The organism is Marinobacter sp., assembly GCF_014859525.1.
In the GTDB taxonomy this organism is placed as follows: domain Bacteria; phylum Pseudomonadota; class Gammaproteobacteria; order Pseudomonadales; family Oleiphilaceae; genus Marinobacter.
This window is the reverse complement of the sequence record NZ_JACUUB010000003.1, coordinates 14714-39728: the sequence shown is the minus strand read 5'-3', so window position 1 is coordinate 39728 and position 25015 is coordinate 14714. Positions and strand designations below refer to the sequence as shown.

At 55.9% G+C, this 25015-nt stretch carries 20 protein-coding genes; 1 reads left to right on the top strand and 19 read right to left on the bottom strand.

The annotated features are described in order from the left end of the window. Positions 1-48: 48 nt before the first annotated feature. From IBX51_RS01595 to leuC, 18 genes are all read right to left on the bottom strand, one after another. Positions 49-1383 (bottom strand): replication-associated recombination protein A, encoded by a 1335-nt coding sequence (locus IBX51_RS01595; protein WP_291827987.1) that lies wholly within the window; start codon positions 1381-1383, stop codon positions 49-51. Beyond that, positions 1383-2036, bottom strand: coding sequence for an outer membrane lipoprotein chaperone LolA (lolA, locus tag IBX51_RS01590; RefSeq protein ID WP_291827986.1), 654 nt, complete (start codon positions 2034-2036; stop codon positions 1383-1385). The genes IBX51_RS01595 and lolA overlap by 1 nt, the downstream gene beginning before the upstream one ends. A gap of 8 nt (positions 2037-2044) precedes the next feature. After that, on the bottom strand, positions 2045-4636 hold the full coding sequence (locus tag IBX51_RS01585) for a DNA translocase FtsK (RefSeq protein WP_291827984.1): 2592 nt from the start codon (positions 4634-4636) through the stop codon (positions 2045-2047). A 23-nt stretch (positions 4637-4659) separates the two neighbouring features. Continuing rightward, positions 4660-5883, bottom strand: coding sequence for an O-succinylhomoserine sulfhydrylase (locus IBX51_RS01580; RefSeq protein ID WP_291827982.1), 1224 nt, complete (start codon positions 5881-5883; stop codon positions 4660-4662). A gap of 32 nt (positions 5884-5915) precedes the next feature. Then, positions 5916-7439 carry an amidophosphoribosyltransferase gene (gene purF / locus IBX51_RS01575; RefSeq protein ID WP_291827979.1) on the bottom strand — a complete coding sequence of 508 codons (1524 nt, stop codon included), beginning with the start codon at positions 7437-7439 and terminating at the stop codon, positions 5916-5918. 34 nt (positions 7440-7473) lie between these two features. After that, positions 7474-8043 carry a CvpA family protein gene (locus IBX51_RS01570; protein WP_291827976.1) on the bottom strand — a complete coding sequence of 190 codons (570 nt, stop codon included), beginning with the start codon at positions 8041-8043 and terminating at the stop codon, positions 7474-7476. 90 nt (positions 8044-8133) lie between these two features. Further along, positions 8134-8784: an SPOR domain-containing protein gene (locus tag IBX51_RS01565; RefSeq protein ID WP_291827974.1), complete on the bottom strand. Its 651-nt coding sequence runs from the start codon at positions 8782-8784 to the stop codon at positions 8134-8136. A gap of 91 nt (positions 8785-8875) precedes the next feature. Then, the gene (folC, locus tag IBX51_RS01560) at positions 8876-10177 is read right to left on the bottom strand and encodes a bifunctional tetrahydrofolate synthase/dihydrofolate synthase (protein ID WP_291827971.1); all 1302 of its coding nucleotides are present in this window, start codon (positions 10175-10177) and stop codon (positions 8876-8878) included. Beyond that, positions 10158-11087, bottom strand: a complete 930-nt coding sequence (accD, locus tag IBX51_RS01555) for an acetyl-CoA carboxylase, carboxyltransferase subunit beta (RefSeq protein ID WP_291827968.1) — start codon at positions 11085-11087, stop codon at positions 10158-10160. Before accD ends, folC begins: the two co-directional genes overlap by 20 nt. Before the next feature lie 38 nt (positions 11088-11125). After that, entirely contained in the window at positions 11126-11938 is an 813-nt protein-coding gene (gene trpA / locus IBX51_RS01550) for a tryptophan synthase subunit alpha (protein ID WP_291827966.1), read from the bottom strand. Positions 11939-11955: 17 nt separating this feature from the next. After that, positions 11956-13152 carry a tryptophan synthase subunit beta gene (trpB, locus tag IBX51_RS01545; RefSeq protein WP_367166330.1) on the bottom strand — a complete coding sequence of 399 codons (1197 nt, stop codon included), beginning with the start codon at positions 13150-13152 and terminating at the stop codon, positions 11956-11958. Positions 13153-13156: 4 nt separating this feature from the next. After that, positions 13157-13786 carry a phosphoribosylanthranilate isomerase gene (locus IBX51_RS01540; protein ID WP_291828198.1) on the bottom strand — a complete coding sequence of 210 codons (630 nt, stop codon included), beginning with the start codon at positions 13784-13786 and terminating at the stop codon, positions 13157-13159. After that, complete coding sequence (gene truA, locus IBX51_RS01535) at positions 13786-14691, bottom strand: tRNA pseudouridine(38-40) synthase TruA (RefSeq protein ID WP_291827965.1); 906 nt, start codon at positions 14689-14691, stop codon at positions 13786-13788. The genes IBX51_RS01540 and truA overlap by 1 nt, the downstream gene beginning before the upstream one ends. Positions 14692-14778: 87 nt before the next feature. Next, on the bottom strand, positions 14779-17757 hold the full coding sequence (locus IBX51_RS01530; RefSeq protein WP_291827962.1) for a FimV/HubP family polar landmark protein: 2979 nt from the start codon (positions 17755-17757) through the stop codon (positions 14779-14781). Positions 17758-18070: 313 nt separating this feature from the next. Then, complete coding sequence (gene asd / locus IBX51_RS01525; protein WP_291827959.1) at positions 18071-19186, bottom strand: aspartate-semialdehyde dehydrogenase; 1116 nt, start codon at positions 19184-19186, stop codon at positions 18071-18073. A gap of 126 nt (positions 19187-19312) precedes the next feature. Next, positions 19313-20386 carry a 3-isopropylmalate dehydrogenase gene (gene leuB / locus IBX51_RS01520; RefSeq protein WP_291827956.1) on the bottom strand — a complete coding sequence of 358 codons (1074 nt, stop codon included), beginning with the start codon at positions 20384-20386 and terminating at the stop codon, positions 19313-19315. A gap of 17 nt (positions 20387-20403) precedes the next feature. Next, a complete protein-coding gene (gene leuD / locus IBX51_RS01515) occupies positions 20404-21051 on the bottom strand; it encodes a 3-isopropylmalate dehydratase small subunit (protein ID WP_291827954.1) in 648 nt (215 codons plus the stop codon). A gap of 17 nt (positions 21052-21068) precedes the next feature. Next, entirely contained in the window at positions 21069-22487 is a 1419-nt protein-coding gene (gene leuC / locus IBX51_RS01510) for a 3-isopropylmalate dehydratase large subunit (protein WP_291828196.1), read from the bottom strand. A 491-nt stretch (positions 22488-22978) separates the two neighbouring features. On the opposite strand from leuC, the gene IBX51_RS01505 reads away from it, so the two are divergent. Continuing rightward, positions 22979-23854 (top strand): LysR family transcriptional regulator, encoded by an 876-nt coding sequence (locus IBX51_RS01505; protein ID WP_291827953.1) that lies wholly within the window; start codon positions 22979-22981, stop codon positions 23852-23854. Here the strand turns inward: IBX51_RS01505 and IBX51_RS01500 are convergent, their stop codons facing one another. Further along, a complete protein-coding gene (locus IBX51_RS01500; protein ID WP_291828194.1) occupies positions 23855-25000 on the bottom strand; it encodes an MFS transporter in 1146 nt (381 codons plus the stop codon). It lies immediately after the preceding gene. Positions 25001-25015: the final 15 nt, after the last annotated feature.

Genomic DNA, 25015 nt, shown 5'->3' with positions numbered 1-25015 from the left:
ACACCATCTGCCTTGTCCATCCCCATCAGGAGCGGCAGGTCAGATGCATCAATAGCGTTTGTGCGCACTGCTGGCATCGAGCGCGTTCAGCCGCTGCTGCTTTTCGGCCAGTTTGATTTCAAGGCCACGCATCACCGGTTGATAATAACGTCGCTGGTGGATGGCTTCGGGCAGATAACTCTCACCGGCTGCGTAGGCATCCGGTTCGTTGTGGGCATAGCGGTAGTCCGAGCCATGCCCCATAGTTTTCATCAGATTGGTGGGGGCATTGCGCAGGTGAACAGGCACCTGATAATCCGGGTCTTTCCGGATATCCGCCATGCACTCGTTGAAAGCCTGGTATACCGCATTGCTTTTGGGCGCCAACGCCAGATAAGTCACGGCCTGGGCCAGGGCAAGTTCACCTTCTGGTGAACCCAGGCGCTCCTGTGCATCCCAGGCTTGTAACGTGAGCTGCAAGGCTCTGGGATCCGCATTGCCAATATCCTCACTGGCAATCCGCACCAGACGTCGGGCAATGTAAAGCGGATCGCAGCCGCCATCGATCATTCGGCAAAGCCAATACAATGAGCCATCCGGGCTGGAGCCGCGGACTGATTTATGGAGGGCCGAGATCTGGTCGTAGAAAACATCTCCACCTTTGTCGAACCGCCGCAAACTGGTTTGCAGTACCTGTTCCAGGGTTTGTGCACTGACCCGGCTATCTCCCTTGTCATCCGGTTCCGCCAGATCGGCCGCTACTTCCAGAATATTCAGGGCTCGCCGGGCATCGCCGCCCGCAGCTTCTGCCATGGTGCCCAGCACGTCCGGCGCAACCTGAAGTTTTCCAGCCAGTCCATCAGCACTGGCCAGTGCTCGGTTCAGGAGCTGAAGAATGTCGTCACTTTCCAGATTTTTAAGGACATAGACCCGTGTTCTGGAAAGCAGTGCGCTGTTCAACTCAAACGAAGGGTTTTCTGTGGTCGCACCAACAAAGATGAAGGTGCCGTCTTCAATATGGGGTAGAAACGCATCCTGCTGGCTTTTATTGAAGCGATGCACCTCGTCAACAAACAACAGGGTGTCTCGACCCTGAGCGTGCTTTCGGTGTCTGGCTCGCTCAACCACCTCGCGAATTTCTTTGACCCCGCTCAATACGGCAGAGAGCGTTTCGAATGACAGATCCCCCACATTGGCGAGCAGTCGCGCGAACGTGGTTTTGCCCACCCCCGGCGGCCCCCAAAGGATCATCGAGTGCAACTGTCCCTGTTCAATCGCTCGCCTCAGGGGCTTGCCCGGGCCTACAAGGTGGCTCTGACCAACGTAATCCTCCAACACCACTGGTCGCATGCGCGCGGCCAGTGGCTGAAAACCTGCGTCAGACTGAAACAGGTTGTCTTGCATTAGACGCCATCCCGAATGATGTCTACCTCCTCCGGATACTCAAGACGAAAAACGTTGTTGTCGAGCTCCTGATTCAGGGTTACTTGATCAAAGCTCAGAATACTGATCTGAGACAGCGAATCTTCCATCCGCATTTCCTGAAGCTCACCCTTATAGAAACTCAGGCGTAAGGACGTAAACAGGGAATCCGAGCTTCGGGGTACCAACGTGTACTCCCGCGTTCCATCACCTATCCGGCGCTCGCTGACTTCGTAGGTTTCGTCGAGGTTGCCCACCTCTCCGCTGAGCAACAGCGCCGGGGTGCTTTGCACCTGGTCGTCCAGTGTGTGAATGGTGACCTGCTCCAGATCTGGATCGTAGACTTCAACGGTATCGCCGTCGCTGACGATGAATTGCGACAGGGGAGCATCGGTTTCCCAGTAAAACAAGCCTGGCCGCTTGGCCTTCATCGACCCCCGGCTCTCCTGAACCGTGTTGCCGTTGCCACTGACCACGATCTGGATAAAGCTGGCCTGATAGGTTTGATATCCGCGCAATACCGATGCCAGCTCTTCTGCAGCCTCGCGGGCCTGCGCCTTCTGATTTGCCAACGCGGTACCTGCAGTCGACAACATCACCGCGAGCATAACCGAGGTAACCATAGATCTGATCATAACCACTCCTAATCTCTTGGAGGCGGGGGCGCCAGTACTTCTCTGGCACCATTGTGGCCCGCCGAACTGACTACCCCCGAGGCCTCCATAGCATCCACCAGGTTGGCGGCACGGTTGTAACCAATCTTGAATTTGCGTTGCACAGACGAGATCGACACCCGTCGGTTCTCGGTGACAAACGCTACGGCTTCATCGAACAGGGCATCGCCCTCTTCACCGCCACCGCCCTCACTCAATGTCGGCACACCCGGTAAGTGTTCACCTTCTGCGCCATTAAGCACATCATCAACATATTCCGGCTCACCACGCGCTTTCCAGGCACTGACCACACGATGCACTTCATCATCATCGACAAACGCACCATGAACCCGTACTGGCAAGCCCGAGCCCGGAGGTAAGTACAGCATGTCGCCGTGGCCCAGCAATTGCTCCGCGCCCCCCTGATCGAGTACGGTTCGCGAATCAATTTTCGACGACACCTGGAACGACATCCGGGTCGGAATGTTGGCTTTGATCAAGCCAGTGATAACGTCTACGGAAGGCCGCTGAGTCGCCAGAATCAAATGAATGCCGGCGGCACGGGCTTTCTGGGCAATACGGGCAATCAACTCTTCCACTTTTTTACCGACGATCATCATCATGTCAGCAAATTCGTCGATCACCACCACAATAAACGGTAAGGTTTCAAGCTCCGGTCGGTCCTGCTCGTCATTGGCGAGGTATTCATCGGGCTTCCAGAACGGATCCAGCAGCGCTTCTCCCGCCGCCCGGGCGTCCTTCACTTTTTTGTTATAACCGGCGATGTTACGCACCCCCAGGCTCGCCATCAGTCGATAGCGCCGCTCCATCTCGGCAACACACCAACGTAATGCGTTAGCGGCCTCTTTCATGTCGGTGACTACCGGCGCCAACAAATGCGGAATGCCATCGTAGATGCTCAGTTCAAGCATCTTCGGGTCAACCATGATAAAGCGGACTTCCTCGGGGGTTGCCTTGAGCAGCATGCTCAACAGCATGGCGTTTACACCAACGGATTTACCGGAGCCGGTCGTACCCGCCACCAACAAATGAGGCATCTTGGCGAGATTGGCTACCATTGGGTTACCACCAATATCATTGCCTAGCGCCAACGTCAGCGCAGATGACGACTCGATAAACACCCGCGCACTGAGCACCTCGCTCAGGCGAACGATCTCCCGCTCTTCGTTTGGAATCTCGATACCCACCACAGACTTGCCGGGTATGACCTCAACTACCCGCACGCTCAACACCGCCAGTGAACGCGCCAGATCTTTGGCAAGATTGGATATCTTACTCACCTTGACGCCCGCTGCCGGCTTGATTTCAAAACGGGTGATAACCGGGCCCGGGTTAACTTCAACGACTTCTACGGAAACGCCAAAGTCCGCCAGTTTTTCTTCCAGCAGCCGTGACATGTGCTCCAGAGCTTCTTCAGAGTAGCCCTTTTCCTTGTGCACCTCGGGCGGATCCAGAAGCGAAATGGGCGGGATAGGACTTTCAACATCTTCGAGTAAAGAGCCCTGCTTCGATGACAAAGCCTTCTTATCCGCAGAGCCCTGATCATCCTTTTTAAACGGCGAGATCTTCAGTGAACGATTTGCGGGCTTGACGGCACTCGGTTTGGGTGACGGCTGGCGATCCACGTCAGATTCATTGTCTCTTGAGCTGAAGCTTTCCAGAAGTGCCGGCTCCTGGTCGGCAGACGCAACACCTTCAACGGCGGGCTCTTTACGGGCCCTGGGTTTGACGGGCTCTCGGCCTTCCTGCCCCGCCCTGGCTTTGCGACGGAACAAACGGCGCCACCAGGCGTCTTTTTTCTCTCCTGGCGTTGCTTTGGCTTTTGCTTTGGCGCGGGCCACCTGATCTCTGACCACAGGCGGCTCCGGCTCCGGGATTGCGCGAGATTCAGCAACCTTGCCAGTGCGCTGCTCTGGCGACTTAAGCAAAGCCATGACCCACAGGCTGACTTTCAGAGTGAAACCGCCCACATGATCCATCAACCGGAACCAGGACAATCCAATGGTCACCGTCAAGGCAAACAGGAAGATGGCGATCAGTAGCAATGTGGTGGCAGGCAGATTGAAGAAACGAATCATCGCCTCTGATACCGCAACGCCCAACACGCCACCAGAAGACGCTCCCAGGCCGAAGACCGAATACAGCGACAGCAGACTGGTGGCAGATAACAGAATCAGCAAAAAGCCCCCGAAACGCACCATGAATAACGGCCAGTGCAGATCGAGAGACTCATGACGAAGGCGGATGAGCATAAGGGCATAGCCGGCAATCATTGCCGGGAACAGCCAGGCAACATGGCCAAAGAAATCCACGAGCAAACTGGCAAGCCAGGCGCCAGAACGGCCGGCAGCGTTGTCGACACGCGTGTCGTGACCAATGCTGGCCCAGCCCGGGTCCGACGCGCTGAAGGTAAACAGGGCCATGACAAGATAAATGCAGAGCACAATCATGCCAATCACCGCGCCTTCCCTGGCCCCTTGGGCTACCAGACGGCGAAAGCGTTGTTGTTTGTCCGTCAGTTCAGAGGGTGCTGCTTTCTTCGCTTTAGCGGATTCCGCCATGAATGCTCAAACCGTCAGTGAGTTTAGTCTTTTAGCGCCTGAAAACCCCGTGCCAGATCGGTTTTCAGATCATCAATGGCTTCTATGCCAACAGACAGCCGAATCAGGTTTTCTGTAATGCCGGCTTTCTCTTTGTCTTCCGGCGACAATCGGCCGTGAGTTGTGGTGGCCGGATGGGTGATGGTTGTCTTCACATCACCAAGGTTTGCGGTGATGGAAATCATCCTGGTGGCATCAATAAAGCGCCAGGCCTCTTCACGCTCTCCTTTTACCTGGAACGATAGAACACCGCCAAATCCATCTTGCTGTTTTCTTGCCAGCTCATGTTGGGGGTGGCTCGCAAGGCCTGCATAGAACACCCTGGTCACCTGAGGCTGGCCTTCCAGCCAACGAGCCAACTCTAACGCATTGTCACAGTGGGCTCGCATACGAATCGGTAAGGTTTCCAGACCCTTTTGAAACACCCAGGCATTAAAAGGACTCATGGTTGGCCCCGCCGAGCGAAGGAAGCCATAAATTTCGTCAAGATACTTCGCAGGCCCAACGACTACGCCGCCTACACACCGACCCTGGCCATCCAGGTACTTGGTGGCAGAGTGAATAATCAGATCTGCGCCCTGCTCCAGCGGCCGCTGCAAAACCGGAGTACAAAAGCAATTATCGACCACAAACAGCGCATCGTTCGCTCTGGACAATTCACTCAGTGCAGCCATATCGGCAACTTCACACAACGGATTGGAAGGCGTCTCGATAAATAACATCCGGGTTTCCGGCCGCACCGCGCCCCGCCAGGCATCGAGATCGGTCAGGCTGACAAACGATGTTTCCACCCCAAATCTGGCCATGTACTTCTGGAACAGCACATTGGTGGTGCCAAACACCCCGCGTGAACAAATAACGTGATCACCAGACTGCAACAGAGCCATGCAGGTACTCAGTATGGCCGCCATTCCCGAGGCCGTGGCAACGGCTTTTTCACCACCTTCCATGGCCGCAATCCTGGCCTCAAACGCCTGCACGGTCGGATTGGTGAACCGGGAATAGATGTTACCGGGCTCTTCCCCGCCAAATCGGGCCGCCGCCTGCGCCGCGCTGCCGTAGACAAAACTGGATGTCGGGAAAATGGCGTCACTATGTTCAAGCTGCCCGGTGCGGATCTGCCCTGCCCTGACTGCCAGGGTATCAACCGACATGCCTTCCAGATCCGATTCCGGGATCCAGAGATGTTCTTCTCGGCTAAATGTCATGATGTACTACTCCTGGCGTTCGCGTTTGTGGATCAGTCTTCATCATTGTGCAGGTCAATTATGGCGTTATCTCCATCGGACACCAGTCCGCCGGAGCGGCTTTCGTCTTTGCGAAGATTCTCGAGCCGGTTCAGGTAGGCTTCATCCACATCCCCGGTCACATAGTGACCGGTGAACACTGAGCACTCCCAGCCATCAATGTCGTCATTAACGTCACTGACGCAGGTAATCAGATCTTCCAGATCCTGATAGATCAGCCAGTCGGCACCGATCTGATCCCGGATTTCTTCTACAGTACACTCGTGGGCAATCAGCTCGCTGGCCGAAGGCATGTCGATACCGTAAACGTTGGGGTAACGCACGGGGGGCGCAGCAGACGCAAAATAAACATTACGGGCGCCGGCGTCTCTCGCCATCTGCACGATTTCTTTACAGGTGGTGCCACGGACAATCGAGTCATCAACCAGCATGACATTCTTGCCCCGGAACTCCAGATCAATGGGGTTCAGCTTTTGCCGTACCGATTTCTTGCGCATCTTCTGGCCGGGCATGATAAAGGTGCGACCGATATAGCGATTCTTGATAAAGCCTTCCCGGTATTTCACGCCCAGCTGAAACGCCATCTGCATGGCCGAGGTACGACTGGTGTCTGGAATCGGGATCACCACGTCGATATCGTGCTCTGGCCGCTCCCTCAGCACTTTGTCTGCCAGGGTCTCGCCCATACGCAAGCGCGCCTTGTAGACCGAAACCCGATCCATAATAGAGTCCGGCCGCGCAAAATAGACGTGTTCAAAAATACAGGGGTACAGTTTTGGCGATTCGGCACATTGCTCGGAGTAGAGCGTGCCGTCGGTTTCGATGTAAACCGCTTCTCCCGGAGCAATGTCCCGAACGATGGTAAAGCCGGCCGAGTTAAGGGCCACACTCTCCGACGAGATCATGTATTCCTTCTGGCCGTCTTCGTTCTCGCGAACGCCGTAGCAGACCGGCCGAATACCATTGGGATCACGGAAACCGACAATGCCATAGCCGGTGATCATGGCAATCACCGCATAAGCACCGCGACAGCGCTTATGAACCGCCCGTACCGCCGAAAAGATTTCATCTTTGGTCGGATTCAGCTTGCCAAGTTTCTGAAGCTCGTGGGCAAAGACGTTCAGCAACACCTCGGAATCCGAGTTGGTGTTGATATGACGAAGGTCGGTCCTGAACAGGTCACTACTGAGATCGTCAGCGTTGGTCAGGTTACCGTTGTGAGCCAGTGTGATGCCGTAAGGGCTGTTCACATAGAACGGCTGGGCTTCGGCAGAACTCGAACTACCGGCGGTAGGGTAACGAACGTGACCAATCCCCACATTGCCCACCAGCCTGCGCATATGACGGGTGTGGAACACGTCCCTCACCAGCCCGTTGTCCTTACGAAGAAAGAACCGATCATCCTGAAAGGTCACGATACCCGCCGCATCCTGGCCACGGTGCTGAAGAACAGTCAGTGCATCATAAAGAAGCTGATTGACGTGAGAAGTACTGACAATACCGACAATGCCGCACATGGCTGGAATACTCTCCGAGTGTTAGATCTGAATGTTAACGGGATGTAGGCGCAGGATCTACGCCTTCCTGCTCAATCGATTCGCCAGGCTTTTCCCAGGCGCCTTCTGCGGGGCCCAGGAATCGGGCAAACTCATCGCCGAACGTGCGGCGAGACCAATCTTCAACGACCGCAAGACGGTCGATCATGATGGACTCCTTCCACCATGTATCCTCGGCCAGCGGCGTGTAACGGGTAAACGCGATAGCAACAATAACGACCACCACGCCCCGCAAGAGCCCGAAGCCCATACCCAGAACCCGGTCCGTGGCTGACAGCCCGGTCGCCCGAACCAGATGACCGATCATGTTATTAATAATGGCGCCAACAATCAGCGTGCCAAAGAACAGAATCGCGAAGGCAGCGATCAACCTTACCAGGGGTGTCTCAACAGTGGATTCAAGCAACGACTGCATTTGAGGATGGAAGGTGCGCGCGATAACAAAAGCACCGACCCAGGTCACCAGGGACAGTGCTTCTCGGACAAAGCCTCGCTTGAGACTGATTAGCGTGGATACGGCAATCAGGGCAATGACGACCCAATCAATCCAGATCAGCGCTTCCATGTAGAACCCGATGGAGAAAAGGAAGCGCGAATTCTATCAGGAAACCCAGCGTCACCAAACTGCCATAGACTCATAAATGACAACGCCGGCTCACTTTCCGCCCGACGTGACCAGACTGTTGAGCGAGAACGCCTCGTCCAGCGACTTTTTAGCGGCTTCGGCGTCGGTTTTGTTGGCAAACGGGCCACTGAACACTCGTGTCAGAGTGGCATCACCACGTTCAACCTGCTGAAGGTGCGCACCAAAACCCATATCACGCACATTATCACGCAATCTCCGCGCATTATCGGCATTGCCGAAGCTCCCCAACTGAACAACCCAGGCGCCTTCGAGAGAGCGAGTATACTCAGCGGTCTCTTCCACCGGTTCGGGTGCGGGTTCAGGTGCAGCCTGCTGAGCTGCGGGCTTTGGCTCCGGGTCCGGCTCTGGTGCTGCTGTTTGCGGCATTGCCTGCTGAGCATTGGCCTGACTGGGAGCCGCACGCTCGTTGTCCTCAATCAGTCGGAACCCTTGCGCAGGCTCGGAGGACGCGCTTTCCGGTTCCGCCGTCATGCCGTAATCCGGACCACCTGCAACCGGCTCAGCGGGCACATCTACTTCTGGAAATGGAGGCTCTTCAGGAATCGTGATCGACCGCGACTCACGCTCAGAGTGAGGCTCATCAAATATCATGGGCACAAAGATGACGGCCAGCGACACCAGCACCAGCGCGCCAATGATCCTTTGCTTCAATCCATTCACGAGAGACGGCTCCCTTTTTGGTCAATTTGACCCTGATACTAACTGCGCGCTCGCATGAACACAAAGCCCGAGCGCTCGCCATGGACAAAGTTTAAGAGACACCATGCTCCAGTAACTCACGGGCTTGGGCAACGGTATAGAAAGATCCGAATACGATAATCGTATCGGCGGCGCCTGCCTCTGCCATCGCGGCGCGAAGCGCATCTGGCACCGAGTCGAATCCCCTGTAACGATCGATCCCACGCGCCTTTGCCAGCGCAACCAAAGATTTTGTATCCAGCCCCCGATGAACGCTAAGCCCGGCAAACCACCATTGATCGACAACCGGCGCCATTGCCATCAGGACGCCTGCAACGTCTTTGTCAGATAATGCCGCATATACACCCAAAACACGCCCTGCCCTGGATCTATGCCCTTCAAGCTTGCTCGCAAGCCAGCGCGCAGCGTGGGGGTTATGCCCAACGTCGAGAATTACATCCGGATGCCTGCGCAGCTGCTCAAAACGCCCCGGTACCGCCAGTGACTGAACCGCTTCGCTGATCCGACCAGCCGACAGTTCCGGCTCCAACAGCCGGACCAGCACCGCACCCGCCGCAACGCTTTCCACCGGCAACGGTCCAGCAGGGAGGGCTATCCGCTCGTGCTCTCTAACCAGGTCCACCATCGAGGCATCTGCCGGCCTGGACGCAATCTGATAATCCCGCCCAGTTACTTGCAGCTCTACCTTCTGCGCGGCCGCTTGCTGTAACACAGACGAAGGCGGCAACGGGTCTGCGCAGACCGCAAAAATACCGGGCCGCAAAATACCGGCTTTCTCAAAACCAATGACTTCACGATTATCACCAAGGAACCCGACATGGTCGATATCGATAGACGTAATCACCGCGTAGTCTGCATCCAGCACATTAACCGCATCCAGGCGCCCGCCCAGTCCAACTTCGAGAATCCAGTCCTCGACCCCGGCGTCCGCAAAGGCAACGAAGGCAGCCAAAGTGCCAAACTCGAAATAGGTCAAGGACACCTTGCCACGAGCAGATTCAACCCGTTCAAAGGCCGATACCAGAGCAGCATCTGTAATGTCTTGGCCGTCCAGACGGACCCGTTCGTTGTAACGCTGCAAATGGGGTGACGTATAGGCGCCTGTTCTGCGACCGGCGACCCTCAACAGCTTTTCAACTGTCGCGACCGTGGTGCCTTTGCCATTGGTTCCGGCAACGGTAATGATTCGTGCCGCTGGCTTTCGCGGGAAAAGCCGGCGCAAAACGACCAGAACGCGCTCAAGGCCAAGTTCGATTTCGGTGGGATGGATGGCTTCAAGCCACTGAAGCCATTGGGCAACCGTAGCACCGGCCTCCGGGGAGGCCGGTTTGGAATTAGTGCTTGGGGGCTTCATCAATGTCCGGTTTTTCCGTTATTTCGAACTCTATGGGCGCTTCAATACCGGGTTTTTCCTGACCGGTAAACTTGGCGAGCACATGAGCCACTCGTTCGCGCATCTGGTGCCGGTGCAAAATCATATCGATTGCTCCGTGCTCCAACAGAAATTCGCTTCGCTGAAACCCTTCCGGGAGTTTCTCGCGGACCGTCTGCTCGATAACACGAGGGCCGGCAAAACCGATCAGGGCGTATGGCTCTGCAATATTCAGATCACCGAGCATCGCCAGACTGGCAGACACCCCCCCGAAAACAGGGTCCGTCATGATCGATATGTACGGGATGCCCTCCTGCTTCAAACGCTCCAGGACCGCCGCCGTTTTGGACATCTGCATCAGTGACAGGATGGCTTCCTGCATGCGCGCACCGCCACTGGCAGAGAAACACACCAAAGGAATACGATGCTCCAGAGACACGTTGGCGGCCTGCACAAACTTCTCGCCGACCACCTGACCCATCGAACCACCCAGAAAGTTGAACTCAAACGCGCAGGCAACCAGGGGTACGCCCATCGTGGTGCCTTTCATGGCAATCAGCGCGTCTTTCTCTCCGGTTGCCTTCTGCGCAGCAGACAGCCTGTCTTTGTAGCGTTTGCTGTCTTTGAACTTCAATCGATCCGAGGGTTCAAGGGCCGCTGCAATCTCTTCCCGACCGTCTTTATCGAGAAAGATGTCGAGACGACGACGGGCTGTCACCCGAAGATGGTGGTTACACTTCGGGCAGACATCCAGGTTTTTCTCAAGCTCCGGCTTATAAAGAAACGCTCCACACTTCGGACACTTCTTCCACAACCCTTCCGGTACACCGGTACGTTGCCGTGATTCCGAGCGGATCTTGCTCGGCATAATTTTATCAAGCCAGTTACTCATGCTCTCATCCTGTCCTTTGATGCCTGGATGTGTGCCGCTCAGGACGCCGGGTTGTCCATGGCTACACGCATCGGGTGCAACAGATCCGTCAGCGCCTTTTTCAGGGCATCTGGATCTGCTTGATGTCGGGCTATTGTATCGACAAGTACACTTCCAACAATTACACCATCGGATACTCTGCTAATCGCCGCAGCGGTGTCAGCGTCCCGGATACCAAAGCCAACACCAACCGGCAATGCCATAATATTGTGAATATGCGCCACTTTCTCAGCCACTTCATCCACGTTGATCGTTGCCGAACCGGTCACACCCTTGATAGAAACATAGTACACATAACCAGAAGAGTGTTCGCTGATCGCCTTAATGCGCTCATCCGTTGTCGTCGGTGCCATTAAGAAAATCGGATCCAGATTGCGCGCTGCAAAAAGGGGCGCCACTTCGTCCGCTTCTTCATGCGGCAAATCAACGGTCAGTATACCATCCACACCCGCATCGGCTGCCGCATCGGCAAAGGCCTCATAGCCCATGGCTTCCATCGGGTTGAGGTAGCCCATCAATACAATGGGTGTCGAATCATCGGTTTTACGAAATTCCTTGACCATGGCAATCACCTGACGAAGCGTGGTGCCGTGGACCAGTGCCCGCTCGCAAGCAAGCTGGATAACCGGGCCGTCGGCCATGGGGTCTGAGAAAGGTACGCCCAGCTCGATGATATCGGCACCGGCTTTTACAAGCGTATGCATCAGACCAACACTCTGGTCAGGGTGTGGATCACCCGCGGTAATATAAGGGATCAGGGCTTTCCGGCCCTGATCTTTCAACGCTTTCATTACACCTTCAATTCGGCTCATGCCTAGTCCTGCCACCTTCAGATTTCAATGCCATCAAGCTGGGCAATGGTATGGATATCCTTGTCACCGCGACCGGATATGTTGATAACGATCATCTTGTCCTTGTCCATAGTGGCGGCCAGCTTGACGGCGTAGGCAACGGCATGGGCTGTTTCAAGAGCCGGCATGATGCCCTCTATCTGAGTCAGCATGCGGAAGCCGTCCAGCGCCTCATCATCCGTCACAGACACGTAGTGCGCACGGCCAATGTCTTTCAACCAGGAATGCTCCGGGCCAACACCTGGATAATCCAGACCAGCACTGACGGAATGGGTGGCGGCAATCTGGCCGTTCTCGTCTTCCATCAGGTAGGTCCGGTTACCATGCAGCACGCCGGGGCGGCCGGCACAAAGAGGCGCCGCATGCTGCCCGGTTTCAATACCGAGCCCGCCGGCCTCAACGCCATACAGTTCGACCGTCTCATCGGCCAGGAACGGGTGGAACATACCAATGGCATTGGATCCACCGCCCACGCAGGCAACCAGCGCATCCGGCAACTTGCCGGCCTGCACCAGTGACTGACGACGGGTTTCACGGCCAATCACCGACTGGAAATCCCGAACCAGCAGCGGGTACGGATGCGGGCCGGCCACGGTACCAATGATGTAGAAGGTATCATCAACATTGGCTACCCAGTCGCGCATGGCATCGTTCATGGCGTCTTTGAGAGTCTTGGTGCCACTTTGCACGGCATGCACTGTGGCACCCAGCAACTTCATCCGGTACACGTTCAGCGACTGTCGCTTGACGTCTTCAGCGCCCATAAATACATGGCATTCCAGACCGAGACGCGCGCAGACTGTGGCTGTGGCAACGCCATGCTGACCGGCTCCGGTTTCTGCAATGATGCGCTTTTTGCCAAGAAAGCTGGCCAGCAAAGCCTGACCAATCGTGTTATTCACCTTGTGCGCGCCGGTGTGGTTAAGGTCTTCACGCTTTAGCCAGATTTGGGCACCACCGGCTTTTTTGGTCAACCGCTCAGCAAAATAAAGTGGGCTAGGCCGACCCACGTAATCCGCCAGATCCTTGTCAAATGTGGCCTGGAATTCGGCGTCGTCTTTGAGGCGAAGGTATTCTCTTTCCAGGGTCATCAGCGAGTCTATCAGGGTTTCCGATACAAATCGGCCACCGAAGGCACCGAAGTGACCTCTCGCATCCGGGAGCGCCTTCAACATTTCTTCAGTCAGTTTTACAGACACGGTGAACCTCTTTCATAAAGTCGGATAGTTTGGCGGGATCTTTCTTGCCCTTACTCTGCTCCACCCCTCCGCTGACGTCGACAGCCCAGGGCCTGACTTCCTCAATGGCGCAGGCTACGTTAGCAGAAGACAGCCCACCGGCCAATATGAGCGGCAGCGGACGGTCTTCAGGAATCAGCGACCAGTTAAACGAGCGCCCTGTTCCACCGTAGCGTTCCGGATCCCAGGCATCGACCAACAGGCCGGCGGCGTCACGGTATTCGTGGAACGCATGCTCGATCTGCCCGGGCTCACGAACGCGGATTGCCTTGATCCACCGGCGCTGAAACGCCTTACATAACTCTGGCGTTTCGTCACCATGAAACTGCAGCAGGTCCAGAGGCACAGCGTGCAGAACACGCTCTACAAAGTCACGATCAGGATTCACGAACAGCCCCGTTACTGTTACAAACGCGGGTATCCTTGCGGCCAACGCTTTCGCCTGGCTCAGCGTTACAGAACGGGGGCTAGGCTCATAAAAGACCAGGCCAATGGCATCAGCCCCGCACGCGACTGCCGCATCGACATCTTCAGGCCGAGTGAGACCGCAAAATTTGACGCGGGTAGTCATCATGTCGACGCCGGTTGTTTGGGGTGAATGTATGACGGCTCAACGGGAAGATTATCCTCCCTGTCAAACCAAGGGTTGACGAATTCTGGTCCACACAAGGCCTGAGGCACTCCATACCGCTCAGGATACCCGACATCGACCAGATACAGCCCGTGAGGCGGCGCAGTAACACCAGCGAGTTTACGATCCTTCTCCGCCAGGATATCGGCAATCCAGCTATCCGATTCCTTACCGGTACCCACTGCCATTAACGCACCCGCTATGTTGCGCACCATATGATGCAAAAAAGCGTTTGCCTGAACATCTATTACGACAAAGTCACCACATCGGGTTACTGAAATCCGCTCAAGAAAGCGAACTGGGGTTCTGGACTGACAGCCTGCTGCCCGAAATGATGAAAAATCATGTTCGCCCACCAGCGCCTGGGCAGCCTTGTGCATGACCGGGACGTCCAGCGGCCGAAACGTCCAGCTGACCTGGCCCCTCTGAATTCCCGGCCTTACTGGATTATTATAGATAATATAACGGTAACGACGGTAGACCGCAGAGAAGCGTGCGTGGAAATCACCAACGGCGTTACCAGCCCAATGCACCGAAATGTCATCGGGAAGCGCCGTATTCATCCCCATCACCCAAGAACGCAGTGTTCGCGTTGATGACGAGTCAAAGTGAGCAATCTGAAAACTGGCGTGTACTCCGGCATCGGTTCGTCCCGCGCACACCAAGTCTACGGGATGGTCTGCCACTTTCGCCACGGCCTTGGTCAACTCCGCCTGTACAGAGCGCACACCGCTTTTCTGATGCTGCCATCCGTGAAATTTGCGGCCATCATACTCAAAAATGATCACGACCCGGCCATTGCCGATCGCGTTATTTGTGGTCAAAGGTTGAGGGCTAAGAAACAAAAGTTGATCCGCTGAAGGTGTCCACTTAAAAACAAAGCGCCGGCCTTATGGCCGGCGCTTTTGCCTGTATCACGAGATTATAACGGATCAGGAGAGATTTTTAAGGAGCTCCTGCGCTTCCGTTTTTTGCTCGTCGTTCCCTTCAAGAGCAACCTCTTCAAGAATATCCCGAGCACCGTCACTGTCACCCATCTCGATGTAGGCACGCGCCAGGTCGAGTTTAGTGGCCGCTTCGTCGGTTCCTGCGAGGAAGTCAAAATCGTCTTCCTCACCCAGGTCGTTCTCGTCAAGATCAAGCGCTGAACCCTGGCCTGGCTTCGCGTCAAGAGCTTCAGAGGCAAGAGGCACAAGCTCATCATCCTCTTCGGGTGTCGCCGAGGGCTCATTTTCAGCTTCGGATACCAGCTCCTCCGGATTTTGTGTATCCAAGGAGCCAGACTCGTCCTGTCCAAGCTCATTCAGAGCGTCTTCAAGCCCAAGCTCCTCATCCAGCGCAGTTTCATCCTGGTCAGGACCGGCCGGCAGCTCGGATTCCGAAAACTCTTCCATCAAGGCAAGGTCTTCGTCGGAAACATCCAGCTCAAGATCATCCAGAGTCGATTCACCCAGATCCAGATCTTCGGGCTCTTCCGCCTCACCAGCGACTTTATCCAGTTCGGCATCCAGCTCGTCAAGGAAAGACTCGTCCAGGACGTCATCAGACTCCGTTTCATCTTGCACTTCGGCATCGAACAAAGCCTCTGCCTCAGCTTTCGGCTCTGCTGGTTCCGCTGGCTGATCATCTTCAAGGGCGGTCTCGAAATCGAAACTCAGATCGTCTTCTTCCGCCTCCGCCGGTTCGGAGTCTTCCAGATCTATCTCCAGCGATGAGAAGTCGGATTCTTCAATGGCTTCTGCTTCGCCAGTTTCAGCTTCGTCAGCTTTCTCAAACCCGGAGAGATCGAATTCGATCAAGTCGTCGCTGGATGCAGTCTCTTCCGCAACGTCAGACTCGAGCTCACCAAATTTGTTTTCGATTTCCGGCTCCGGCCTCGCTTCAAACTCATCAGCCTTCAGGTCATCCGAAAGATCCCAGTCTTCGTCAGTCGAACTCTCTTCTGAAGTTTCAACACCGCTATACGAATCGGAGCGCAGTTGAGACTCGAGATCGTCGATACTCGGCATGGACTCTGCTTCAGCCAGTCGCTCGCGAAGAGCATTAGCCTCAGCGGTAGCAGCCTCATCATCCAATGCCTCAACTTCACCAAACTGCTTCTCAAACGACTCGCGGTCCTGGTTGTCGGCATACACGCCCAAAAGCTTCAGCCTAAGATCGGCTCTGCTCGGATCCCGCGAAATGGCCGTTTCAAGAACCTGTGCTGCTTGATCGTGACGACCATAAGCGATGTAGGTATCTGCCTCTGCAAGCGCGTCGCCTGACGCTTCATTCTCTGCGGACTCATCCTCCAGGTTCAGATCGAAGGAGTCGTTGTCACCACCCTCCTCACTGTTCAGCTGATCATAGAAGGCTTTCTCGCGGTTGGCATTACGACGCGCCACGAACAGCAGTAACAGGAGCAACAGCACCAGACCACCACCCAAGGCAACCTGGTACAGCGAATTGTTGGTGATCGCGTGGATGATATTACCCGGGAAGCCTCGATCAACAGCAGGCGGCACTACAGGATCGGGCTGACGGGGGGGCTGTGCAGCGGGCTCGGGCGCCGGTGCTGCAGCAACTTCGGGCTCTTCTGCTTCTTGCTCGGCCTGCGCGGCTTCACCGGTTTGATCGGCAGCTTCAACTGCTGACTGATCCACTGGCTGGCCTTCAGCCTGGGCATCATCTATTCGCGCCAAACCAGCTTCATCAGCGTCCGCAACGTCATCATCAGAGTGCTCTGCCGTTGGTTGTACAGGCTCTCCAACTTCATCTGTCGTGAGCCCAGCCGCTTCTGCCTCTTCAGCAGTCATACCCTGCATATCGGCAAGCTGGGTATTCTTCAGCTCAAGCAGACGCTGGAGTGTCGACACCTGATCCTGAAGGTCAGCCAGTCGGCTGTTCAGTTCTTCATTCTCTCTACGCGTTGCTTCAAGCTCTTCCATCGCAATGGCAGAGCCGGCGTCGGCACCGCCGGGAAGATCCCCATCGCCGCCGGCAGAGCCACCGTCCGCCGCATCCCGACTGTCACCATCGGCGACCAAAAGGCGCAGTTCGTCGCCACTAGCCGTTGCCGAAGGCGCTGCCGGAGCAGTATCCGCTTCCGCAGTGCGGGTAGCGTCTACCGCGCGGGACTGAAACTCCTGATTCTGCTGAGCAACCACTGTGTTTGCTTCAGCTCTGCTTCGGCTTTGAATCTGCTCCATCGTGGGAACCCGAAGCACTTCACCCCGCTTCAAGCGGTTGATGTTGCCTGCAATGAACGCATTCGGGTTCTGATCCTGCAGTGCAAGCATCACCTGCTGTGTCGATACCGAGTTATCAGGACGGACTTGCTGAGCGATTGTCCAAAGTGTATCGGATGGTCCGGTAGGGCCAAAGCTGTCAACCCGGGTGCCTCTTGCCAAAGTCCCTTCGATCTCCGCCTGACGGCGAATAGACTCAGGACTGCGAGTAGCCGGCTGCCTTGTCGCTGTCGGCGCCGCGGTAGATGGTGCACTAACCTGCTCCCGGACGCCGGAATCCTCAGCGTAAACCGGAGGATCGACAAGTACCGCGTATTCCCGCATCAGGCGACCGTTTGGCCAGGTCAGCTCCAACAGGAAGTTCAGGTAAGGCTCCCGGAGTGGCTCCCGGGACGACACGTTAACAACGAGGTTACCGTCTGCACCGGTAACAACCTCGAACCTCAGTCTGCTGAGAAACTGGTGGCGATCAATTCCTATCCTTGCGTAGGCAGCTTCCGGGGCGACATTTACAAACACGTCACCGGGATCCACACCACGACTTTCACGGAGAAATATTTCCGCATCCAGAGGCTCATTCAGCCAGGACTGAAGTTCAATTTCGCCCAAACCCAAGGCCTGAGCGACACCGGAACCGAGCCCTCCTGCCAGCGCCATGGCAATCGCAAGCTTGCGTACCTTCATGCTTTTTCCTTTCCAGTCTCCGTTATTCTTTACTGCTGTATCTCAACAGAATCGGACGAGGTTGGATGACTTACGTCTTTTTAGTTCTCGTTGTTATATCGCAATTATACTGTTCAGAATGGCAAGTATTGTTGATAAAACCCCTTTTATCAATCAATCAGCTGCAATCCTTGCACCGTTTTTTGATCAATCAGGCGGAACTCCTTAGTGCCCTTGAAAATAACAGGGGCGGACGCTGAAATCAGCCTCCGCCCCTGACCGGCTTACCAAAAACCGGACACAGTTGGCATTAATTACCCCTGTGTAACACTTTTTAACGTTCCTGCAGGATCCGCAACATGCGGCGCAGCGGCTCAGCGGCGCCCCAGAGCAGCTGATCACCCACGGTAAACGCGGAAATGTACTCCGGTCCCATGGCCAGTTTGCGGATACGGCCAATCGGAATGCTCAGGGTACCGGTCACCTTCGCCGGGGTGAGCTCCTGCATGGTCGCTTCGCGATCGTTCGGGATTACTTTGACCCAGTCATTGGCCTTGGCCAGAATGCTCTCGATCTCAGAAACCGACAGATCTTTCTTCAGCTTGATGGTCAGCGCCTGGCTGTGGGAGCGCATCGCACCAATTCGCACGCAGATGCCATCAATGGGAATCGGATTGTCGCTGCGACCCAGAATCTTGTTGGTCTCAACACCGGCTTTCCATTCTTCCTTGCTCATGCCGTTATCGAGTTGCTTGTCGATAAACGGAATCAGGCTACCCGCCAGCGGCACACCGAAGTGCTCGGTGGGAAACTCACCGGAACGCATGGTTTCGGTGACCTTGCGGTCGATTTCGAGAATCGCGGAGGACGGATTCTCTAGCTCGGATTTCACGCTGTCGTTCAGCGCACCCATCTGGCTCAGCAGTTCACGCATATTCTGCGCACCAGAACCGGACGCCGCCTGATACGTCATCGGCGAAACCCACTCGATCAAATCCTGCTCCAGCAGCCCACCAAGGGCCAGCATCATCAGGCTGACGGTGCAATTGCCGCCAACGTAGTCTTTGACGCCGTTGGCCAGTGCCGCGTCGATCACGTTGCGGTTAACCGGGTCCAGCACGATTACGGAATGATCAACCATCCGCAGCGTCGATGCCGCATCAATCCAGTAACCCTGCCAGCCTGCATCCCGCAGCTTCTGGTAAACCTCGGAGGTGTAGTCGCCGCCCTGACAGGTCAGGACCACATCCAGGGTTTTCAGGATGTCGATATCAAACGCATCCTGCAGTGGCGGGATGCCCTCTTTACCAATATCCGGAGCCGGCTTCCCAGCCTGGGACGTGGTGAAAAACACCGGTTCGATGTTGGCAAAATCGTTTTCTTCGCGCATGCGTTGCATGAGGACAGAGCCCACCATGCCACGCCAACCTATAAGTCCAACTCGCTTCATGTGCGACCTTTGAACCTCGTTTTATGCCCACCCTCTGCCGTTATCGCTGACAGGGACAGGATGGATGATCCCGCAGCAGCTGCGTCGCGCTGCCGTCGGGTCGTTGTTGACTGAATCAAAGAGCGCTTACAGCGCGTTCAGAACCGCCTCACCCATTTCGCGGGTAGACACCTTCCGGGCGCCTTCAGACATGATGTCGCCTGTGCGCAGGCCCTGATCCAGCACTTTGCTGACCGCCGCCTCAATGGCGTCTGCAGCGGCATCCTCGTTCAGACTGTAGCGCAGCATCATCGCGACACTGAGGATGGTGGCCAGCGGATTGGCAATGCCCTGGCCGGCGATGTCAGGCGCTGAGCCGTGGCAAGGCTCGTACATACCCTGCTTTTCGGAGTTCAGTGATGCCGACGGTAACATGCCGATGGAACCAGTGAGCATGGCCGCTTCGTCAGAAAGAATATCACCAAACATGTTGCCAGTCACAATCACGTCAAACTGCTTGGGCGCCCGCACCAGCTGCATCGCGGCGTTATCGACGTACATGTGGGACAGTTCAACGTCAGGATATTCGCGCTTCAGATCCTCCATCACTTCGCGCCAGAGCACGGTCACTTCCAGCACGTTGGCCTTGTCGACCGAGCACAGCTTCTTGCCACGTTGCTGCGCGGCTTCAAAGGCGACCCGGCCGATCCGGCGAATTTCGGATTCGGTATAGGCATAGGTGTTATAACCCTGGCGCTCGCCGCTTTCCAGCTGGCGCACACCACGGGGCTGACCAAAATAGATACCGCCGGTCAACTCGCGCACAATCAGGATATCCAGACCGGACACCACTTCTGGCTTGAGCGAAGATGCGGACGCCAATTGCGGATACAGAATCGCCGGCCGCAAGTTGGCAAACAGCTGCAGGTTGGAGCGCAGGCCCAGCAGACCCTTTTCCGGGCGCACCGCCATCGGCAGGCTGTCCCATTGGGGGCCGCCCACAGCACCAAGTAAAATGGCGTCTGCCTTGCGGGCCTTGTCCAGGGTTTCGTCGGGCAACGGCACCTCGGTTGCATCAATCGCGGCACCGCCAATCAAGCCCGAGTCAAACACCAGACCCAGACTGAACTTGTCATTAACCTTGTGCAGAATCTTCTCAGCCTCGGCCACGATCTCAGGACCAATGCCGTCACCCGGCAACAGCAATACACTACGGGACATATCGATTTCCTTGTTTATCAGTTTCCAGCGTTAAACAGCCAGGGCGCAGTCTTGCGACGGGCGTCTTCATAGGCCGTGATCGCCTCCGCGTTTTCCAGCGTAACGCCAATGTCATCCAGGCCGTTGAGCAGGCAATGACGACGGAAGTCATCCACCTCGAAGCTGAACGACTCACCGGACGGCGTAATAACCGTCTGAGCCGTCAAATCTACAGTCAGTTGGTAGCCTTCATTCGCTTCCGACTCCTGGAACAACTTGTCAACAACATCTTCATCAAGAACAATGGGTAACAAGCCATTCTTAAAGCAATTATTATAGAAGATGTCAGCAAAACTGGGGGCAATAATAACTCGAAAACCGAAATCATCTAATGCCCAGGGCGCGTGTTCCCGACTGGAGCCGCAACCGAAGTTGCGACGGGCCAACAGCACACTGGCGTTTTTATACCGCGCCTGATTCAGCACGAAATCCGGATTCAATGGACGCTTTGACGAATCCTGATCGGGCTGCCCCTCATCCATATAACGCAGCTCATCAAACAAGTTCGGACCAAAGCCGGTGCGTTTGATGGACTTCAAGAATTGTTTGGGAATAATCATGTCCGTATCCACATTGGATCGGTCCATGGGGGCAACAATGCCCTGGTGTTGCGTAAATGCGCGCATGGTCTCTCTCCTGTGGATCAGTTCATCAGCTCACGGACATCAACAAAATGTCCCTTGATTGCAGCCGCCGCAGCCATCGCCGGGCTCACCAGGTGAGTACGACCACCAAAGCCCTGACGACCCTCAAAGTTGCGGTTGGAAGTAGACGCGCAATGCTCGCCCTGCCCCAATTTGTCGGCGTTCATAGCCAGACACATGGAACAACCCGGATCACGCCATTCCAGACCGGCTTCGATGAAGATCTTGTCGAGCCCCTCCTGTTCGGCCTGCGCTTTCACCAGGCCAGAGCCCGGCACCACCATCGCCTGCTTCAGACTCGCAGCTACCTTGCGGCCTTTCACCACAGCCGCGGCTTCACGCAGATCTTCGATCCGGCTGTTGGTGCAGGAACCGATAAACACCCGGTCCAGTTGTATGTCGGTAATTTTCTGATTCGCAGCCAGCCCCATGTACTTCAGCGCCCGCTCGATGCCTTCGCGCTTGATGGGATCCGCTTCTTTGGCCGGATCTGGCACACTGCCCGCAACGCCGGTGACCATCTCGGGCGACGTGCCCCAGCTGACCTGCGGCTGAATCGCACTGCCGTCCAACTCAACGACCTTGTCAAAGACCGCGTTGCTGTCACTGTGCAATGTCCGCCAGTATTCAACGGCTTTATCCCAGGTTTCGCCTTTGGGTGAGAACGGGCGACCTTTGACATATTCGATCGTGGTGTCGTCCACAGCCACCATACCAATTCGGGCACCGCCCTCGATGGCCATATTACAGATGGTCATCCGGCCTTCCATACTCAGACCGCGAATGGCATCGCCACCGAACTCGATGGCGTATCCGGTGCCGCCAGCGGTCCCGATCTTGCCAATGATCGCCAGCACCACGTCTTTGCCGGTTACACCTTTACCAAGATTGCCGTTCACCTTGACCAGCATGTTCTTCATCTTCTTCTGAACCAGGCACTGGGTCGCCAGTACATGCTCGACTTCTGAGGTGCCAATGCCGTGTGCAAGGCAACCAAACGCGCCGTGGGTAGAGGTGTGGGAGTCACCGCACACAACACTCATCCCTGGCAAGGTGACGCCCTGCTCAGGCCCGATCACGTGCACGATGCCCTGGCGCTGATCCTTGATCTTGAACTCAAGAATGCCAAACTCGTCGCAGTTACTATCCAGAGTCTCAACCTGAGTCCGCGATACCGGGTCAACAATACCGTCTATGCCTTTGTCACGATCGGTAGTCGGCACGTTATGATCCGGCGTGGCAACGTTGGCATCAATACGCCAAGGCTTACGGTTGGCCAGTCGCAGACCTTCAAAAGCCTGGGGAGATGTCACTTCGTGCAACAAGTGACGATCAATGTAGATCAATGCCGAACCATCATCCCGCTGTTTGACCAGATGGTCGTCCCACAATTTGTCGTATAAAGTCTTGCCCACCATGGTTGCTCTCTCTCTGGGGGTTTCTGTGTGTGCTCTTTGAAGTACCATCTTACTCCGCTGCCATGAATAACCTCAATTCATGTTTGTCATTCGTTGCATTCCCATCTGTTATCTGACTAAGATCGTCGTTGTTGGAGCAGACTTGATCATCGGTACCAAGCACGTCCAGATAGGGAGGAGCTTTTCAAAACACGCCACAAGTACGTCCCTGTAGGCTCGTTTCGGGCCGTCCATGGCCCTCAACGGTTTTGAAAAGCTCCTCCCTATCCGGACGCGCCCGAACATTGGCCGAGGATTCCGCAAAGCTTTTCCAGACCGCACACACCATTGTGAGCGGAGCTGCTTCACTGCCCCCCTCCCAAAAATCTCGGAGGCCATGGATGGCCGGAGCGAAGCGCACATGGATGTGCTCGTAGCGTTTTTTGGGAGGGGGGCAGTGAAGCGGCTCCTTCCACCAAACTCAGCAGCACGAATGACGGCGAGCACAATTCATGGATTCAAACGCACTCAAAGCCTTCCTGACCATCGTCGACCAAGGCTCCTTTTCCGAAGCCGCCGAAACGCTGCACTTAACACAGCCGGCGATCAGCAAACGCCTGGCCGCCCTGGAAACCCAGCTCGGTACCCGACTGATCGACCGCAGCAACCGCGACATCCGCGTCACCGAAGCCGGCGCCCGACTGTTGCCCCACGCTCGCAAGATACTCGACGAGATTCATAACGCGAAGCTTGCCCTGTCACCGAACGCCGACACCATCGAAGGCGAACTCCAGCTCATCGCCAGCCACCACATCGGCCTGCACCATCTACCTAACTGGCTCAGACGATTCCGCCGGGAATACCCCCAGGTCACCCTCGACCTGCAATTTATGGAATCCGACGCCGCCTACCAACAGATGAACAAACGCAACGCCGAACTCGCCTTCGTCACCCTTAGTGATAGCATGAACCCGCAGTTCCGGATACTGACGCAATGGCCAGATCCCATGGCCTTCGTAATTGGTACGGACCACCCCTTGGCAAGCCTTGCGAAACCCACACTGCATGACCTGGCGCAGCACCCCGCTCTGCTGCCGGATACCAGCACCGCCACCTACCGTGTGGTCAGCCGGCTGTTTCTCGAGGCCAACCTGCCCCTGAAGCCCCTGATGCCAACCAACTACCTCGAAACCATCAAGATGATGACCAGCGTCGGCCTGGGCTGGAGTGTGCTGCCGGTGAGCATGCTGGACAGCAGTCTGCGGGAGCTTGAGGTTGCTCATCCGGTCACCCGGGTACTGGGTGCCGTTGCACTGTCGGGGCGACAGCTCAGCAACGGCGCCAGAGCGTTACTCAGAATTGTTGAAGCCGAAGAAACCGGAACCTGATCAGTGATCCTCGGAGTGATCAGCAGCGGGTAAAGGTTGCAGGCCACGCCAGGTAACCACAATGGCCACGGCCATTGCGATTGCGCCGCCCCAGAACGCTGCAGACGTGCTAATCCCCTCCACCAGGAAACCCGACATCCAGGCTCCCAGCGCGCCTCCAGCACCAAAGGTCAATCCGCTGTACAGCGCCTGCCCCTGGCCATGATGGTGTTTTCCGAAAAAGCCCTGAATGTATTGCACAGAAATAGCATGCAGTGCGCCATAAGACGCCGCATGCAATAGCTGGGCAAAGATCAGTACCGGCACCACACTGGTGAGCTCGGCAATCAGCACCCAGCGGATCATGGTCAGCAGCAGCGCTCCGATCACAATTTGACGCACACTGAACCTGAGTGACAAACGGTGCATGACCAGAAACAAGCCAATCTCCGCAAGCACCCCGAGCGACCACAACAGGCCGATGGACAGTTTGCCGTAACCGTGCTGGTCCAGATGGATACTGAAAAACGTGTAATAGGCGCCATGAGACACTTGTAACAGAAAGTTCATGAGGAAAAACGTGATCACCGCCGGATGTCTGAGGATCGCTTTCAGGCTGCCTTTGGGTGCGGGCGGCTTGCGCTCTCCTTTCTCTGCCGGCACTAAAAAGGCCGACACAGCAATGCCGACAAACACCGGGAGCAACAACCAGGGCAACCGGTCAACAGGCACCCACTCCAGGACGCCACCGACCGCCGCAACGGCGCCAATAAATCCGACAGAGCCCCACAGGCGCACTTTGCCGTACTTTTCTTTCTTTGTTCCCAGTGCTCTCAGGGTGATCACTTCGTACAACGGCAGGATGGCGTTCCAGAAGAAGGTGAAGGCCAGCATCACCACCAACAAACCGTAGAAGCCCGGCTCCATAAACACGCCGGCGAAAAACAAAGAGCCAGTAATAGCGCCAAACCGAACCAGGCGTACCCGTTGGCCCGATCGGTCGCCGAGCCAACCCCAGACGCTGGGCGCAACAATTTTGGTGAGCTGGATGGTTGCCATCAAGGTGGCAATTTGCAGATAGGAAAAACCCTGCCCCTCTAAATAGAGGGACCAATAGGGCAACAGCCCTCCGAGGAGAGCAAAGAACCAGAAATAGAGGTTAGACAGCCGCCAGTAGATGGT

Bases quoted from the DNA above. Each gene is read 5' to 3' on its own strand.
- IBX51_RS01595 (WP_291827987.1), bottom strand. From the start codon at position 1,383: ATGCAAGACAACCTGTTTCAGTCTGACGCAGGTTTTCAGCCACTGGCC.
- lolA (WP_291827986.1), bottom strand. From the start codon at position 2,036: ATGATCAGATCTATGGTTACCTCGGTTATGCTCGCGGTGATGTTGTCG.
- IBX51_RS01585 (WP_291827984.1), bottom strand. From the start codon at position 4,636: ATGGCGGAATCCGCTAAAGCGAAGAAAGCAGCACCCTCTGAACTGACG.
- IBX51_RS01580 (WP_291827982.1), bottom strand. From the start codon at position 5,883: ATGACATTTAGCCGAGAAGAACATCTCTGGATCCCGGAATCGGATCTG.
- purF (WP_291827979.1), bottom strand. From the start codon at position 7,439: ATGTGCGGCATTGTCGGTATTGTCAGTACTTCTCACGTCAATCAGCTT.
- IBX51_RS01570 (WP_291827976.1), bottom strand. From the start codon at position 8,043: ATGGAAGCGCTGATCTGGATTGATTGGGTCGTCATTGCCCTGATTGCC.
- folC (WP_291827971.1), bottom strand. From the start codon at position 10,177: ATGAAGCCCCCAAGCACTAATTCCAAACCGGCCTCCCCGGAGGCCGGT.
- accD (WP_291827968.1), bottom strand. From the start codon at position 11,087: ATGAGTAACTGGCTTGATAAAATTATGCCGAGCAAGATCCGCTCGGAA.
- trpA (WP_291827966.1), bottom strand. From the start codon at position 11,938: ATGAGCCGAATTGAAGGTGTAATGAAAGCGTTGAAAGATCAGGGCCGG.
- trpB (WP_367166330.1), bottom strand. From the start codon at position 13,152: ATGTTGAAGGCGCTCCCGGATGCGAGAGGTCACTTCGGTGCCTTCGGT.
- IBX51_RS01540 (WP_291828198.1), bottom strand. From the start codon at position 13,786: ATGACTACCCGCGTCAAATTTTGCGGTCTCACTCGGCCTGAAGATGTC.
- IBX51_RS01530 (WP_291827962.1), bottom strand. From the start codon at position 17,757: ATGAAGGTACGCAAGCTTGCGATTGCCATGGCGCTGGCAGGAGGGCTC.
- asd (WP_291827959.1), bottom strand. From the start codon at position 19,186: ATGAAGCGAGTTGGACTTATAGGTTGGCGTGGCATGGTGGGCTCTGTC.
- leuB (WP_291827956.1), bottom strand. From the start codon at position 20,386: ATGTCCCGTAGTGTATTGCTGTTGCCGGGTGACGGCATTGGTCCTGAG.
- leuD (WP_291827954.1), bottom strand. From the start codon at position 21,051: ATGCGCGCATTTACGCAACACCAGGGCATTGTTGCCCCCATGGACCGA.
- leuC (WP_291828196.1), bottom strand. From the start codon at position 22,487: ATGGTGGGCAAGACTTTATACGACAAATTGTGGGACGACCATCTGGTC.
- IBX51_RS01505 (WP_291827953.1), top strand. From the start codon at position 22,979: ATGGATTCAAACGCACTCAAAGCCTTCCTGACCATCGTCGACCAAGGC.